This is a genomic window from Fodinicola acaciae (assembly GCF_010993745.1).
Taxonomy (GTDB): Bacteria; Actinomycetota; Actinomycetes; order Mycobacteriales; family HKI-0501; genus Fodinicola; species Fodinicola acaciae.
The window spans coordinates 2,006,269-2,022,544 of record NZ_WOTN01000001.1 but is presented as its reverse complement, the minus strand read 5'-3'; the positions used below and the strand labels follow the sequence as shown (position 1 = coordinate 2,022,544).

The following is a 16,276-nucleotide window of genomic DNA, read 5'->3' as shown; positions in this document are numbered from 1 at the left end:
GCATTCAGCGTTCAGCGCTGCCCAAAACGCGTCACTCGACGGGTGCCGGGGTTGGTGCGGCGGTCGGTGAGTGGCGTACGAATGGCGTCGTTGGGTGGTCGGTGGCGGCGGAAGTGCGGGGGTCGGTTGGTGCCGTGAGTTGTGTGGCGCTCGCCGGGTGCCGGGGTTGGTGCGTCGCTCGGTGGGTGGCGTGGGAACGGCGTCGTTCGGTGGTCAGTGGCGGCAGAAGTGCGCCGGTCGGTGCGTGTCGGGATTGGTGTGGCGCTCGCCGAGTGCCGGGGTTTGCCCGGCGGTCGGTGGGTGGCGTGCGAATGGCGGCATTCGGCGTTGAGTGCCGCGGAAACCGCGTCGCTCGTTGAGTCCCGTGATTGGTGTGGCGCTCGCCGCGTGCCGAGGTTTGCCCGGCGGTCGGTGGGTGGCGTGGGAATGGCGTCGTTCGGCGGTCAGTGGCGGCAGATCTGCGGCGGTCGGTGAATGCCGTGATTTGTGCGGTGACGGCAGAAGTGCGGCGGTGGGTGAGGGCCGTGAATGCTGCGGTGGTCGGCAAGTGGTCAAGAGGGGCCAGGAGGGGCCAGGAGAGAGAGTGGTGGCCGTACGGCGCGAGAGGCGCACGTTCGTACGCTCCCGATGGGCCGACGGACCCGGTGCCTCGGTGGATAAGCTGTGTCCACCGAGGATGGAGGAGGCGTTGGGGCTCGACCGGAGCAGGGTCGCCGAGCTGATCGTGTCGCACGCGCATGGCGAGCGGCGCGCTTCTGGCTATCTCGTCCGCGGCGGCGAGGTCCTGACCGCCGCGCACGCGCTCGCCGACGCGGTGTCGGTGCGCGTACGGTTCGAGCCGGATCTGCCTGGCCAGCGCGAGTTCGCCGCGCGGTCGTGGGAAACCGAGAACGACGTCGCGCTGGTCCGGATCGACCACGAGGACGTGCCGGCGGTGGCGTTCGGTCGGATCGGCGTACGGCCGGCCGTGTTGGCCGCTCAGGCGGTCGGTTTTCCACGGTGGAAGCTGCGTTTCGAGGACGGCTCCGCCTATCGCGACGCGTGCCACGCGCACGGCTCGATCGCCGTGTTGTCCAACTGGCGCGAGGACACGCTGGAGCTGACCGTGCCGGCGCCGGCCGACGTGTCGGAGGGGTCGCCGTGGGAGGGGATGTCTGGCGCCGCGGTCTGGGTCGGCGACCGGATCGTCGGCATAGTCGCGAAACATCACCGCAGCGATGGTCCGGGCCGGCTGACGGCGGCACGCGTCGACCGCGCGAATGCGTTGCTGTCGCTGGGATCGCTGACCGACGCGGTGCCGCCGAGCCGTGAGCGTGCGACGCTCAGCGCGTACGAGGCCGAGCTTCACCACATCGCACCCGACCAGCTCGACGACCGTGTCGACGAGCTGGCCGAGCTGGTCCGCTTCTGTGCCGGCGACGACCGGTATTTCTGGTGGCAGGCCGGACCGTGGGCGGGGAAGTCCGCGCTGTTGTCGTGGTTCGTGCTGCACGCACCGGCCAATGTGGACACCGTCTCGTTCTTCATCACCAGCCGGTTCGCCGGCCAGTCGGACAGCGACGCGTACACCGACGCGCTGATCGAGCAGTTGGCGACCTTGGTCGGCGAGTCGCCGCAGGCCGCGCTGGAGTCCAAAGCGCGGCACGGCCATGCGTTGCGGCTGCTGACCGCCGCTGCCACCCGCGCGTACGAAACCGACCGCCGGCTGCTGCTCGTCGTCGATGGCCTCGACGAGGACACCAGTCGCGGCATCGACCGGCCGAGCATCGCTTCTTTGTTGCCACGAAAGGAAATCCCCGGCCTGCGCGTGCTGGTGGCCAGCCGGCCGCATCCGGACCTGCCGCCGGACGTGCCGGGTGACCATCCGCTCCGCGCGGTGACGCCGCGACGGCTCAGCCGGTGGCAGTTCGCCCAATATCTGGAAAACAAGGCGATCTCCGAGCTGCACGGCGTCTTCGGCAACAAGCCGCTGGCGCGCGACGTGCTCGGCCTGATGACCGCCTCCGGCGGTGGCCTGACGTTCCGGGATCTGGAGCAACTGACCGGCCGGCCACCGTACGCACTCGGCGCGATCATGCAGGGTCCGCTCGGCCGGAGCCTGGACACGCGCGCATACCAGTCGCCGGAGGTGCTGGTCTACATTTTCGCGCACGAGACGTTGCGTGCGATCGCCGTCCGACAGTTTGGCTCTGAGGTTGAGAAATATCGCGCGCAGCTGCACGCGTGGGCCGACCGCTACGCCGAGCGCGGCTGGCCGTCCGGCTCGCCGGCGTATCTGTTACGCGGCTATTCGCGGATGCTCGCCACGACCGGCGACATCGAGCGTTTGCTGGCATTGGTGACGGATCGGCGGCGGCTCGATCGGAAGCGCGAGCACACCGGCGGCGACGCCTCGGCCCTCAATGAGCTGAGTACGACCTACGATCTGCTTGCACAGCAACGACATCCCGACTTCCACTCGCTGCTGTCGATCGCGGTCACACGCGAGGAGTTGTACGAGCGCAACCGTCATGTCTCACGGGACCTTCCGGCGACGCTCGCGCTGCGTGGCCAGACCTCTCCGGCGTTGGCGATCGCCGACAGCATTCCTGGCAACGATCGCAGGGCCGCCGCGCTGGCCGGTGTCGCGGCGGCCCTTGTCGTCGTCGGCGATGCCGACTTCGCGGTCAGGACGGCGAAAAAGGCCGAGCGGTTGGCGAGGGACTATGACGATCCCTATGCCGCCGTCTATACGCTCGCCACGCTGGCGATCGTCTCGGCGGCGCGTGGCGACACGGAGAAGGCCGGTGAGCTGGCGGCCGCGGCGGCCGCGGCGATCGATGAGCTTCCCTATCCGTGGGCTCAGGATCCGGCCAGGATCTGCGCGGCCGTCGCGCTGTCCGCGGCCGGATTGGCCGAACCATCCGCGCAAATGGCGGCCACCGTGGTCCGCGAGGACGAGGTCGCCCTGCTGGAGCGGAGAATGGCCGCGTTGACCGCGGGCGACGTTCTCGGTGCGGCTGGCTATCTGACCGACTCGAATGGCCAGGAAAAACACCAAAATCCCGATCGCGGCACGCCGTGGCGGCCGATCGTCGCCGCACTCGCGGAGGCCGGCGACATCAGCCGGGCGGTGGCTCTCGCGGCGGACGACGCGTACCTGCTCAGTGTCGTGGCGGGACAGGCGGCCATTGCCGGAAAATCGGAGCAGGCCGCGCAGCTGGCGGTCGACACGGAGCACGTGATCGCGGCGAGCGATCGTGACGAGTCGGACGCGTTGGAGCGTACGGCCCAGGTTTGGCTCGATCTCGGCGATGTCGACCGCGCGGAGCGAGTCGCCGAGTCGGTGCCGAATCGGATCGGCCATGCCGCCGCTCTCGGGACGGTGGCCGCGCGGATCGCGACGGCGGGCGGATATCAGCGCGCGCAACGGATCGTACGGTCCATCGGCGTGTCCGACCGCCGCCGTGCCGGCGCGATGACGGCTGTCGCGCTCGCTCTCGCGAAAGCCGGCCAACTGGACCGCGCGGCGGACATGGCCGTGGCCGCCGAAGACGCGGCTCGCGAGGTGGAGAGCCCCTTCTACTCGGAACTTGCACTTGGCGCTGTGGCGACCGTGTGGATCGCCATCGGTGACCTCCAACGTGCCGAGGCGCTGGCCGAGAGCCTGTTCCGGCTCGCGGAGGAGGCGCCAGGCGACGTGACAGCCTTTGTTTTGGCGCTGGACAAGGTGAAACGAAGCGACGAGCTGATAGCGAAGATCGCCGACCCGGATACGCGGTCGACTGTGGCCGAGGCCGTGGCGATCGCGCGTGCGGCGGCCGGCGCGTACGAGGATGCCGAGCGACTGTTGCCGGAGATCACCTCGGTCGGCGGCCGCGTACGTCCGTTGGCGCAGCTGGCGGCGTCGTACGCGTCAGCAGGCGATCGTCACCGCGCGTCAAGCCTCGCCGCCGAAGCCAAGGCGGTGGCATCGGCCATCGTCGAGGAGTTCGCGCGTGCCAAGGCACTGGCAAGGCTGGCGGCGAAGGTCGTCGACTCACCGGGACTGCGCCAGATCGTTCCGATCGAGCCGCTCCTTGCCGAAGTGCTCGGCACGAATGGTTGGCATTATGCGCTGAAATCGGTCGCGGTGATCGATCTGCCGGCGTTGCAACGGGTTGCCGATCATCTCATCGAATGTCAGTAGCGTTCGCCGGCCGCGACCCGTACGGCGGGTAGAGTCGCCGGCATGACGGTGTTGGACGGCATCCTGGAAGGCGTACGCGAGGACCTCGTGCGGCGGCAGCGCGCCGTGCCGCTGGCCGAGCTGCAGGCCAGGGTCACCGACCGTGCGCCGGCGCTCGACCCGATGCCGGCCTTCGGGGCGCCGCGCACCTCGATCATCGCCGAGGTCAAGCGGCGCAGTCCGAGCAAAGGCGCGCTGGCCGACATCCCCGACCCGGCCGAGCTCGCCTCGCGTTACGCCGCCGGCGGCGCCGCGGCGATCAGTGTGCTGACCGAGCGGCGTCGCTTCGGCGGCAGCCTCGCCGACCTCGACGCCGTACGCGCCGCGGTCGACATTCCGTTGCTGCGCAAGGATTTCATCGTCACGCCGTATCAGGTGTGGGAGACCCGCGCGCATGGCGCCGACCTGATCCTGCTGATGGTCGCCTGCCTGGACGGTCCGGCGCTCGGTGAGCTGCTCGGCCTGGCCACCGATCTCGGCCTCACCGCGCTGGTCGAGGCGCACACCGACGAGGAGCTCGACCGCGCCGTCGAGGTCGGTGCGCGGCTCATCGGCATCAACGCGCGCGACCTCAAGACGCTGGAGGTCGACCGCGCGGTGTTCGGCAAGCTCGCGCCGCGGCTGCCCGACGGTGTCGTACGGGTCGCCGAGTCCGGCGTGGAAACCGTCGATGACGTGCGCCAATATCGCGGCTGGGGCGCCGACGTGGTGCTGGTCGGCGAGGCGTTGGTACGTGCCGGCGACCCGGAGGCATCGGTCGCTTTGTTCAGCTCCTAAGCCTTCGAGTAGTCCATCGAGGACCAGCGTTCCGGGCGCATCCGGATCAGTACGGTCGGCGCGTCTGACGCGGATTCCAGGTAGGCGTCGCCGTCGTCGCCGAGATAGCGGCGCGCGATCCGGGTGATGACATCGGTCGGCGCCGGCTCCTGCCAGCCCACCACCGGGCCGTCCACGCTCACGTACTGATAAGGCGGCTCTTCCCGCTGTACGCAGAGGCTGAAGCGGCCGGCGGACTTGATCAGCGCGGCCTTGCGTGACTGTTGCTCGGTCCAGATGATCACGTCGCCGTCGGCGTAGTCGTACCAGATCGGCACGGTGAGCGGCGCGCGGCCGTCGCGCTCGATGCTGATGACGCCGACGTGCAGGTCGGCCAGGAATGCCTCGCGTTCGTCCTTGGTGAACTTCGGGTCAGCCATCGGAACTCGCTTTCGTCGTCGTTGGTGGCTCAAGTAAATCCGCGGCTGATGCGACGCGCGATGGCTCAGAGTCTCCTTTTGATGTTTGTGCGTCTACGCTCGGCGGCGTGGACATGGTGGAGGACCTGCTGGAGTCGGTACGTGCGGAGGGTGCGTCGGTGGAGCAGATCCACCTCGGTCCACCGTGGTCGATCAGCTTCGAGGACGGCGCGCCGCTGCGGTTGCTGACCATGGCGCGCGGCGACGCGTGGATCCTGCCGGCAGATGGTCAGCCGGTGCGGCTGGCCGCCGGCGATGTGGCGCTGGTGCGCGGCCCGCGGCCGTACGTCGTGGCCGACTCGCCGGACAGCCGGCCTGCGCTGGTCGCGCGCGACGACGAGTGTCGCGGACCGGACGGCACGCCGGTCGATGGCATGGTGATCGGCGTACGGACCTGCGGTTATCCGGCGGACGGCCCGGATCTGCTGGTCGACGGGACGTACTGGGTCGCCGGAGCGGTGGGCCAGCGGTTGCTCGACGGCCTGCCGACGGTCGTCCACCTGGCGGCGGCACGGACGCGTACGTCGTTGACCGAGCTGCTGCTGACCGAGATCGCTGTGGACGAGCCGGGTCAGCGCGTGGTGCTGGACCGGCTGGTCGACCTGCTGGTGGTGGCGACGCTGCGCGCGTGGCTGACCGGTCCGGACGCCGGCCATCCGGCCTGGCATCGCGCGCTGGCCGATCCGGTCGTCGGTCCGGCGATGCGGCTGATGCACGACGATCCCGCGTATCCGTGGACGGTGGCGGTGCTGGCCGACAAGGTCGACCTGTCGCGAGCGGCGTTCGCGCGACGGTTTCGCGATGCTGTCGGCGAGGGGCCGATGAGCTATCTGGCCGGCTGGCGGACCTGCCTGGCCGCCGACGAGCTCCGGCTGACCGACGACACGGTGGCCGCCATCGCGCGGCGCGTCGGCTACACGAGCGCGTTCACCTTGAGCGTGGCTTTCAAGCGGCATTACGGCGTCAATCCGACCGAATACCGCCGGCCGACCGGCGTGCGACAGATTACATAGACGATCTATATAGAGGGTCTATAGACTTGCCGTCGTGACGGGACACACCGCGGCGGTCGAGGCGTTGGACGAGATCAGCCGGATGCTGACGCGGCAGCTGGCCTCGATCGGGGAGGTCAGCTTTTCCGCGCTGGCCACGCTGGCGACGCTGGACGCGTCCGGCCCGTGGCGGCTGACCGAGTTGGCCGTACGCGAAAACGTCAGCCAGCCATCGATGACCGCGATGATCTCGCGGCTGGTCCGCCAGGGGATGGTCGTACGCGGTGCGGATCCGGCCGACGCGCGGATCGCGCTGATCGAGATCACCGACGAGGGCCGCGCCGTGCTGCGCCGCCGCCGTGCCGGCCGGCTGGCTTTCCTGTCCAGCCTGGAAAACCGGCTCACCTCCGACGAACGCCACGCGCTGGCCGCCGCCGCGCCGGCGCTGCGCCGGCTGACCGAACCGGAGGGGGTGGCCGCCGCGCTGACCGCGGCCAAAGAGGCCGCCACCGACGCCTGAGAGGAAAACGGTGCACGACAACGAAAACGGCAGCATCCTGCGGCAACCCAAGTCGGTGTGGGCGGTCGCCTTCGCCTGCGTGGTGTCGTTCATGGGGATCGGGCTGGTCGATCCGATCCTGCCGACGATGTCCGCGCAGCTGCACGCCGACCCGGCGCAGATTTCGCTGCTGTTCACCAGCTATCTGCTGGTCACCGCGGTCGCCATGCTGGTGACCGGCTGGGTGTCCTCGCGGATCGGCGCCAAGCGTACGCTGCTGGCCGGGCTGGTGCTGATCGTCGTCTTCAGTGCGCTGGCCGGATTTTCCGGCGGTGTCGACCAGATCATCGGGTTCCGCGCCGGCTGGGGCCTTGGCAACGCGCTGTTCATCGCCACCTCGCTGGCGGTCATCGTCGGCGCGGCGAGCGGTGGTTTCGCCGGCGCGATCATCCTGTACGAGGCCGCGCTCGGCCTCGGCATCGCGCTCGGTCCGCTGGTCGGTGGATTCCTCGGCGGTTTCAGCTGGCGCGGTCCGTTTTTCGGCGTCGCCGTGCTGATGGCGATCGCTCTTGTGCTGATCGTCACTTTGCTTGCTCCGACGCCGAAACCGGCGCAGCGTACGTCGATCCTGGATCCGCTGAAGGCGTTGCGGCATCGCGGTCTGTTGACCGTCGGTGTCACGGCTTTGCTCTACAACTGGGCTTTCTTCACGCTGCTCGGCTATGCGCCGTATCCGATGAAGATCTCGGTGCACGGACTCGGTCTGGTGTTCTTCGGCTGGGGTGTGCTGGTCGCGGTGTTCTCGGTTTTCGTGGCACCGTGGGCGCAGCGGCTGATCGGCACCGCGGCGGCTTTGTACGTCACGCTTTTCCTGATGGCGCTGGACATGGCGGCGATCGCGATCTGGACGGCCAAGCCGCCGGTGCTGATCGTCTGCGTGATCCTGAGCGGTGCGTTCATCGGCATGAACAACACCCTGGTGACCGAGACGGTGATGAGCGTCGCGCCGGTGCCACGGCCGGTCGCGTCCGCAGCCTACAGCTTCATCCGGTTCATCGGCGGCGGCATCGCGCCTTACGCCGCTGGAAAACTCGCCGGAGCATACGGCGACCACCTGCCGTTCGCGATCGCCGCCGGTGCCGTCGTCGCCGCGATCGTCGTGCTGGCGACCGCGCACAACCTGCTGCGCCGTGCGCAGGTCGGCGAGGAGACCGACATCGAGGAGCGGCTCGGTGCGCTGGACGGCGAAACGCTTGAGCCGTCAGTCGTCCAGTAGGACCTGCTCAAGGACGTGCCGGCCGATCGCGGCCATCCGCGGGCTGTCGTCGGAGTGCACGGCGACGGCCGTACCGATCACGATGGCCCACGCTTTGGCGCGCAGCCAGGTGTCGGTGTCCACCTCCACTGCCGCGCGGAAGACTTTCCGTGCTGGTGCGTCGAAAACCATCCACCCGGCGGCGAGGTCGGTCGCTGGGTCGCCGCCGGTCAGGTCTCCGAAGTCGAGTACGGCGGCGAGCTTTCCGTTGCTCAGCAACAGGTTTGCCGGGTGCGGATCGCCGTGCAGCCACAGCGGCGGGCCGTCCCACCGTGGTGTCGCGAGGAGTTGCCGCCATAGCGTACGCAGCCGCTCGGAGCCGGCGATTTTGCCGCTGGCAAGCCGTTCCTCGACATCGACGGCCCGGTTGGCCAATGGCACGCCGCGAGCCGGATTCGGTGGCGCGTCCGGCGGCGCCGGCACGTGCAGCTCGGTCATGAACGCGGCGAGACCGGCGGCGGCGCTGGCCCGCTCGGCGGCTGGCAGCTCGGACGCGACCGTGCCGGCACGCCACGGCAGCACGCTCCACGGCCACGGATAGCCCGCGGTTGGCCGTCCACTGTGGACAGGCACCGGGATCGGGGTGCGTATGCGGCTGGCAAACTCCGGCAACCAACGTTGCTCGTTGACCACCAGTTGCACGGCGACCTGCCGCCTCGGCAACCGTACGCACAGGTCGTCGCCGAGCCGGTAGATCGCGTTGTCCCAACCGTTGGCGGTGAGCCGCAACGGATCGGACAGCTCCGGACACTGCGCCTCGATCAGCTTCGCCACCAGATTTTCGTCGATATCGACCTCGGCCGCCGGCATGTCCACCCGGACATTGTCGCGAGCGACGCAACCGATTTTCTCCGGCCTGGCAGGCCGATGGCAGTGCGGAGATCGGTGCACCGCGTCAGGGTAGGCTGACCGGCGATGACCGGAACGGAGTTCGTCGGCCGGGTCGCCGAGCGGCGGTTGCTCGACGACCGGTTGGCGGCCGCGCTCGACGGCGCCGGTCAGGTCGTGTTGGTCGCCGGCGAGCCCGGTGTCGGCAAGACCCGGTTGGCGGCGGAGCTGCGCGCCGAGGCCGGCATTCCGTGCCTTTGGGCCCGCGCCATCGAGGAGGAAGGCAGTCCGCCGCACTGGTTGTTTCGCCAGCTGCTCGCCAAGGACGCCTGGCCGGACGAGACCGACCGGTTCCAGCTCTTCGAGGCGGTCACCGATCTTTTCCTGAAAAAGGCGGAAAGACACGGCCTGCTGGTGGTGTTGGACGACATCCAGTGGGCCGATCCGGCGTCGATCCATCTGCTCGTCCACCTGGCCAGGTCGATGGCGTCGGCGCGGCTGCTGGTCGTCGCTACGTTCCGGCACACCGAAACCGGCGACGATCTGCGCGCCGGTCTGGCCGCGTTGGCCGGTGAGGAGCCGGTCACGCGGCTCAGGTTGAGCGGACTCAGCGAGCCGGAGGTCGCGGCGCAGTTGGCCGGCGTGACCGGCTGGCCGGTGCCGGAGAGCGTCGCGGCCGCGATCTGCCGGCGTACGCAGGGAAATCCTTTCTTCGTTGGCGAGCTCGGCCGATTTCTCACGCTGTCCGGTGGTGGGGACGAGCTGCCGGAGCGCGTACGCGATGCCATCCGTGGCCGGCTGCGGCGGCTGTCGCCGGCCTGTCAGGCGGTGGTCGCCAGCGCCGCGGTGCTCGCCACGGAAATCGACGCCACGTCGCTCGCGGAGGCGACGGCGACACCGATCGTCGACGTCGTCGAGGCCATCGATGAGGCATCGAGTGCTGGCATCGTCGCCGGAACGCGGTTCGCACACGATCTGATCCGCGAGTCGGCGCGGCTCGACGTGCCGACGGTCCGGCGGCTCACGCTGCACCAGCGGATGGCCGACTATCTGCGCGGTCGCGACGACGCGGACGCGAGAGTCGCACAGATTTCCTTTCATCTCCTGGAATCCTTGCCGGCTGGCGATCCCGGCCTGGCGATCGAGTGGACCGAGCGTGCCGCAGACGCGGCGATGGCGCAGCTGGCCTGGGAAGAGGCCGCGTCACTTTACGGCCGTGCCTTGGCCGTCGGTGGCCTGCCGCCGCGTCGTCGCGCGGAGTTGTTGTTGGCGCAAGCCAAAGCGCAGGTCAGGTCATACGATGTTGTCGGCGCCCGACAGTCGGTGTGTGCGGCCGCCGACATCGGTCATGCGGAAGCCAACGCCGACATCCTCGCCGAGGCATCGCTCAGCATGGAAGGCGTGACCGACTTCGCCTGGGCCGACACCGGCCGGCAGCTCTGCGAGGACGCGCTCGCCGCGCAGCCGGCGGGGGACAGCGCGCTGCGCGTACGGCTGATGGCGCAGCGGCTGGTCAACGATTCGTGGCGGTCGCTGGCCGACGCCGAGTCGCAATCCGCCGCAGCGCTGGAAATGGCCGAGCGAGTCGGCGATCGGCGTGCGCTCGCGGAGGCGTTGCGCGCGCGGCAGTTTGCTTGCAGCGGACCGGATCGCGTGACCGAGCGGCTCGCACTGGGCGACCGCATGCTCGCGCTCGAAGACGACGATTGCCTTCTGTGGGGCCGATTGTGGCGCTTCGACGCGTACGCGCAACTCGGTCGGCTGGACGAGGCTGAGGCGGAGTTGCCGCTGATCGCCGAGATAGCCGAGCGGCTGCGTTCGCCGCTGCGTCGCTGGCATGCCGTACGCTGTCATGCGGCGATGGCGCACGCGCGTGGCCGCCTCGCCGAGGCTCGAATGCTTGGTCTGGAGGCGGAGTCGCTGGCGCGGCGGGCCGGCCACGACGGCGCGGTCTTTCCGTCGCAGGGATTCCTGCTCGGCCTGCGCACGCAGACCGGTGATGCCAGTATTTTTCCTGACGATGTCATCGAAAAATACGCCAAGACCGTCGCGATCGTGTCGATGCGCGCGTTGGAGGCGGTCTGGACGCTCGCCGCTGGCAACCGCGAGAAGGCGCACCGGATTTACAAAACTCTGCCGGTGCCAGGCGACTCGCCACCGTTCGTACGGCTGGTGTCGCTGACCGGCATGGCCGAGCTGGCGGTCGAGTTCGACGACCGTGAGACGGCGGCGGAGGTGCATCGGCTGCTGCTGCCGCACGCGGACCTGTTTTCCTGCAGCGGCGCCGGAATGGTGGCAATCCTCGGATCGGTCCGGCTCTATCTCGGCATGACGTCGGTGACCTGCGGACGATACGACGATGCCATCCGTGAGCTGCGGAAGACGGTGGAGATCCACGACCGCGTCGGCATGCCGCTCTACCTTGCTCTGTCGACGTACTGGCTCGCCGTCGCGCTGAGCCGGCGCAAGCGCGCCGGCGATCGCGAGGAGGCCGCCGCGCTCGCCGCGACGGCCGCGGCGCAGGCCGAGCGGATCGGCATGGCGCCACTTTTCGCGCGGGCGCGAGCACTCGTCGGCACGCTCGGTGGCCGGCGGTCCGGGCCGCTGAGCCGCCGCCAGTACGAGATCGCCGGTCTGGTCGCGCAGGGCCTGATGAACCGCGAGATCGCGGCCGTGTTGCAGCTGAGCGAGCGCACCGTGGAGACGCACGTCAACCACATCCTGACCAGGCTGGACTTCGCCAACCGGACGCAGATAGCGGCGTGGGTGGCCGCGGAGCGGATGCGTACCGAGTCTCCGTAGTAGCACGGACGTGTGAGCGGCAGGTGGCGACGATCCTGGTCGCATGACAGTCACCGTGTTACGAGCCGCGGCGATGTTCGACGGCACCCGCCTGATCGCCGACCCCCGGGTTGTCATCCAGGACGGCAAAATCGTCGCGCTGGGGGAGATGCCGGACGCGGCCGAGGTGGTGGAGCTGCCCAGGCTGACGCTGGTGCCGGGTCTGGTCGACAGCCACGTCCACCTCGCCTTCGATGCCAGCGACGATCCGGTCGGCCGACTCGCCGAACGTGACGACGCGGCGGTTTTCGCGGCGATGGCGGCCGCGGCGCGTGCTGCCGTCCGCGGTGGCGTCACGACCGTACGCGATCTCGGCGACCGCGGCTTTCTCAGCCTCGGCCTGCGCGACGCGGCACCGTACGACTCGTCGCTGCCGACGATCGTCGCCGCCGGGCCGCCGATCACGTCACCCGGCGGGCACTGCCATTTTCTCGGCGGTGAGACGACCGACGTACGTGCCGCCGTACGCGAGCACGTGTCGCGCGGTGTCGACGTCATCAAAATCATGGCGAGCGGCGGAAACCTCACCGCCGGCAGCGAGCCGACGGCGTCGCAGTTTGGCCTGCAGGAGCTGCGAACCGCTGTCGATGAAGCACATCGGCACGGCCTGCCGGTGACCGCGCACGCGCACGGCGAGCAGGCGATCCGGGACGCGCTCGCCGCCGGCGTCGACGGCCTCGAACATGCCAGTTTCATGACCGCCGACAGCGTCGACCCCGTACCGGACGATGTCCTGAAGGAAATCGTGTCGCGCGAGGCGTTCATCGGCCTGACCGCCGGCATCCGGCCGATTCCCGGCGTGTCGCCGCCACCGGCTATCGCGAGCCGGATGCCACTGTTTTCGCGGAACATGCGCCGGATGTACGAGGGCGGCGCGAAGGTGCTGGCCGGCACGGACGCCGGCATCGGTCCGGTGAAACCACCTGACGTGCTGCGCTGGGGCGTTGGCCAGCTGACCACGCTCGGCATGACACCGTGTGAGGCACTGCGGATCGCTACGGTCGACGGCGCGGCCGCGTGTGGCCTGGCTGATAGGAAAGGTCGGATCGCGCCGGGTTTCGACGCGGACATCCTTGCGGTGGAAGGCAATCCGCTCGATGACCTGTCGGCTCTGCATCGCATCAAGGCCGTCTACGTACGCGGTGTCACGGTGTTCAAAGCTTGAACAGGTGGTAGGTATTTCGTCGCGGCTTTTGCTCGACATCCACATACGGCGGTGGAATGAACTCCGGGATGCCGTCGACCATGCGGACTTGCCGGTCACCATAGTGAATCCCGCGATGGTGAGCCTCGCAGAGCAGCACGCAATTGTCGATGGAGGTCGCTGTGAACTGATGTCAGCTTCCCGCGAACGTGCCGATCAGCAGGTATGCGTTCAGCGCGATGATCACCGCAGCACAGCAGCTCGCCAAAACCGTCGTGATCCGCCGGTTGGTGAACGGCCCCATCACCTCGCGGCTTCTGGTCAGCAACACCAGTGGAATCAACGCGAACGGGATGCCGAAGGACAGCACGACCTGCGAGATCACCAGGCTGTCGGTCGGCGGCAGGCCCAGCGCCAGCACGACCAGCGCTGGCAGCATCGTGAGGCTGCGGCGGAAAAACAGCGGCATGTTGCGTTGGATGAAGCCGCGCATGACGACCTGCCCGGCGTACGTGCCGACGCTGGATGACGACAGTCCCGACGACAGCAAGGCGACTGCGAATACGAGGGCTGCGGCGCCGCCGACGTAGTGGCCGAGGTCGGCATGCGTGAGCAGGATCGGATCCGCGTCGCCGAGACCACGGCCATGCAGCAGCGAGGCCGCGACGATCAGCATCGACGCGTTGACCAGGCCGGCGGTGCCGAGCGCGACGATCACGTCGAGACGCAGTTTGCGCAGCAACGACCGCCGTTGTTCCTCGCCTTGGCCGCGGCCGCGGATCTTCGTGAGTGACGAATGCAGATAGATCGCGTGTGGCATGACGGTCGCGCCGATGATGCCGACGGCGAGCAGGACGCCTTGCGTGCCACCGAAACTCGGCACCAGGCCACCGGCGACGCCGGCCGGGTCGGCGCCGACCGCGACCAGGTCGTACGCGAAACCGAGGAAGACGATGCCGAACATGCCGGCGATCGCCAGCTCGAACTTGCGATAACCGCGCTGTTCCAGCGCCAGGATGCCGAAAGCGACGACCGCGGTGATCAGGCCGGAAACCGGCATCGGTACGCCGAAAAGCAGGTTCAGGCCGATCGCGGCGCCGACGAACTCGGCCAGATCCGTTGCCATCGCGACCAACTCGGCCTGGACCCACAGGACGTACGACACCGGCCGCGGCAGGCGCTCGCGGCACATCTCGGCCAGGTCGCGGCCGGTGATGACGCCGAGTTTCGCGGACAGATACTGGATCAGCATCGCCATGACGTTGGCGACCAGGATGACCCACAGCAGCGCATAGCCATACTGCGCGCCGGCGGTGATGTTCGTGGCGAAGTTGCCGGGATCGATGTACGCGACCGCCGCCACGAAAGCCGGACCAACGACAACGCCGGCGCCAGGCGTCGTCCGCCGATGCGCACCGGTCCGGGAGGTCGGCGCCGCGATCGCGGGATCTCGCTCCAGCATCGCAAAACCTCCCAGACCGGGGTGCGAGAATTAACCGACGGACGGACCGAGACCGAGCGACTGCGGCGTGCTGGCATCCGGTGACGGCTGGTGCAGGCCCTCGTCCAGCGGCCCGAACTCGGTCATCAGCGCCGGACTTCCGCCCCACGGCGTCTGTTCCTCGGCGACCAGCGAGTCGGTGGTGAGCAGCAGGCCGGCGACCGAGGCGCCGTTCTGCAGCGCCGACCGGCAGACCAGCAGCGGGTCGATGATCCCCAGCTCCACCAGGTTGCCGTAGCGCTCGTTGAGCGCGTCGAAACCTTCGTCCTCGCCGAGTTCGCGCGTACGCGCCAAAATATCGGCGGCCGGATAGCCAGCGTTGCTGGCGATGAGGAAAGCCGGCGCGCTCAGCGCACGTCGTACGATGTCCGCGCCGATGGCGTAGTCGCCGGTCAATCCGTGATCCGCCAACACTTTCTCGGAGTGCAGCAGCGCCGCGCCACCGCCAGCGACAATGCCTTCGGCCATCGCCGCGCGGGTCGCCGACAATGCATCCTCGACGCGGTGCTGCAGTTCTTTCAGCTCGGCCGGAGTTGCCGCGCCAACGCGGATGACCGCGACTTTTCCAGTCAACGCGCCGATCCGCTCGGTGAGGACGTCCTCGTCGACGCCGAACTGCGCGCGCGCGAGCTCGGCGCGCAGCTGGTTGACTCGAAAGTCCACGTCGTCGCTGGAACCGGCGCCACCGATGATGGTGGTCGAGTTTTCGTTGACCCGCACCTGTCGCGCATGGCCGAGGTGCTCCAACGTCATCGTTTCCATGCTGAAACCGGAATGCCGCGACAGTACGGAGCCGCCGACCACCGCGGCCAGGTCTTCGAGCTTGTGCAGCCGCCGGTCGCCGAAACCCGGCGCACGGATGGCGACGGCCTGGAAGTTTCCGTTGACGTGGTTGTGCACCAGCATCGACAGCGCGGTGCCTTCCACGTTTTCGGCGATCAGCACGAGCGGCCGCGGCGCGCGCATGATCTTGTCCAGGATCGGCATCAGCTCCTGGACCTTGGTGACTTTCTCCGCACACATCAGGATGTACGGGTGGTCGACCACCGCCTCCAGCCGGCCCGGATCGGTCACCAGATACGGCGACAGGTATCCGTTGTCGAACTCGAACCCCTCGACGAAGTCGACGCTCATCCCGATCCGCGGCGTTTCCTCGACGGTGACGACGCCGTCCTCGCCGACGGTGTAGAGCGCCTTGGCGATGACCGCGCCGACGGCGTCGTCATCGTTGGCGGAAATCGCCGCGACCCGCGCGTAATCCTGCTCGGCACTGATCGGATGCGCCACCTTTTCCAGATGTGCCACCAGTTGACCGACGGCGCGGTCGATGCCGCGCTTGACCAGCACCGGATTGGCGCCGTCGCCGATCGCCCGCATGCCTTCGCGGATGATGGCCTGTGCGATGACGGTCGCGGTGGTCGTGCCATCGCCGACCACGTCGTTGGTCTTGATCGCGGCTTCCTTGACCAGCTGCGCACCCATGTTCTCGAACTGGTTCTTCAGGTGGATCTCGCGGGCGATGGTGACGCCGTCGTTGGTGACGACCGGAGATCCGGTGATCTTCTCGATGATCACGTTGCGGCCTTTGGGGCCCAGCGTGGACTTCACCGCGTCCGCGAGTTTGTCGACGCCGGACTGCAGCATTTTACGAGCGTCGGCACCGAAACGAAGTTCCTTGGCCATCTGTGATCTCCCCTCCAGGAGCTGCGCGGAT

The 16,276-nt window shown here is 68.6% G+C and carries 11 protein-coding genes; 7 read left to right on the top strand and 4 right to left on the bottom strand.

The features are described from left to right. Positions 1-676: 676 nt before the first annotated feature. Together GNX95_RS09410 and trpC are read left to right on the top strand one after the other, a co-directional pair. A complete protein-coding gene (locus GNX95_RS09410) occupies positions 677-4,168 on the top strand; it encodes a P-loop domain-containing protein (protein WP_163506723.1) in 3,492 nt (1,163 codons plus the stop codon). Between the two features lie 42 nt (positions 4,169-4,210). After that, positions 4,211-4,984, top strand: coding sequence for an indole-3-glycerol phosphate synthase TrpC (trpC, locus tag GNX95_RS09405; protein ID WP_163506722.1), 774 nt, complete (start codon positions 4,211-4,213; stop codon positions 4,982-4,984). Here trpC and GNX95_RS09400 read toward each other — a convergent pair. Continuing rightward, entirely contained in the window at positions 4,981-5,403 is a 423-nt protein-coding gene (locus GNX95_RS09400; protein ID WP_163506721.1) for a pyridoxamine 5'-phosphate oxidase family protein, read from the bottom strand. The two genes, trpC and GNX95_RS09400, sit on opposite strands and share 4 nt — an antisense overlap. A 113-nt stretch (positions 5,404-5,516) precedes the next feature. On the opposite strand from GNX95_RS09400, the gene GNX95_RS09395 reads away from it, so the two are divergent. From GNX95_RS09395 to GNX95_RS09385, 3 genes are read left to right on the top strand one after another with little or no spacing between them, the layout of a single operon-like run. Next, positions 5,517-6,455 carry an AraC family transcriptional regulator gene (locus tag GNX95_RS09395; RefSeq protein WP_222853647.1) on the top strand — a complete coding sequence of 313 codons (939 nt, stop codon included), beginning with the start codon at positions 5,517-5,519 and terminating at the stop codon, positions 6,453-6,455. 34 nt (positions 6,456-6,489) lie between these two features. Next, positions 6,490-6,954 carry a MarR family winged helix-turn-helix transcriptional regulator gene (locus GNX95_RS09390; protein WP_222853477.1) on the top strand — a complete coding sequence of 155 codons (465 nt, stop codon included), beginning with the start codon at positions 6,490-6,492 and terminating at the stop codon, positions 6,952-6,954. A gap of 10 nt (positions 6,955-6,964) precedes the next feature. After that, complete coding sequence (locus GNX95_RS09385; protein ID WP_281356888.1) at positions 6,965-8,209, top strand: MFS transporter; 1,245 nt, start codon at positions 6,965-6,967, stop codon at positions 8,207-8,209. Here GNX95_RS09385 and GNX95_RS09380 read toward each other — a convergent pair. Further along, positions 8,195-9,058 carry an aminoglycoside phosphotransferase family protein gene (locus GNX95_RS09380; protein WP_246281636.1) on the bottom strand — a complete coding sequence of 288 codons (864 nt, stop codon included), beginning with the start codon at positions 9,056-9,058 and terminating at the stop codon, positions 8,195-8,197. The two genes, GNX95_RS09385 and GNX95_RS09380, sit on opposite strands and share 15 nt — an antisense overlap. Positions 9,059-9,163: 105 nt before the next feature. Here GNX95_RS09380 and GNX95_RS09375 point away from each other — a divergent pair, with 105 nt between their 5' ends. After that, positions 9,164-11,878, top strand: coding sequence for an ATP-binding protein (locus GNX95_RS09375; protein ID WP_163506718.1), 2,715 nt, complete (start codon positions 9,164-9,166; stop codon positions 11,876-11,878). A 43-nt stretch (positions 11,879-11,921) separates the two neighbouring features. After that, positions 11,922-13,082, top strand: coding sequence for a metal-dependent hydrolase family protein (locus tag GNX95_RS09370; protein WP_163506717.1), 1,161 nt, complete (start codon positions 11,922-11,924; stop codon positions 13,080-13,082). A 172-nt stretch (positions 13,083-13,254) separates the two neighbouring features. Here GNX95_RS09370 and GNX95_RS09365 read toward each other — a convergent pair whose 3' ends face one another. Both GNX95_RS09365 and groL read right to left on the bottom strand, forming a co-directional pair. Further along, entirely contained in the window at positions 13,255-14,523 is a 1,269-nt protein-coding gene (locus tag GNX95_RS09365; RefSeq protein WP_163506716.1) for an Nramp family divalent metal transporter, read from the bottom strand. A 30-nt stretch (positions 14,524-14,553) separates the two neighbouring features. After that, the gene (groL, locus tag GNX95_RS09360; protein ID WP_163506715.1) at positions 14,554-16,245 is read right to left on the bottom strand and encodes a chaperonin GroEL; all 1,692 of its coding nucleotides are present in this window, start codon (positions 16,243-16,245) and stop codon (positions 14,554-14,556) included. Between the last annotated feature and the right edge of the window lie 31 nt (positions 16,246-16,276).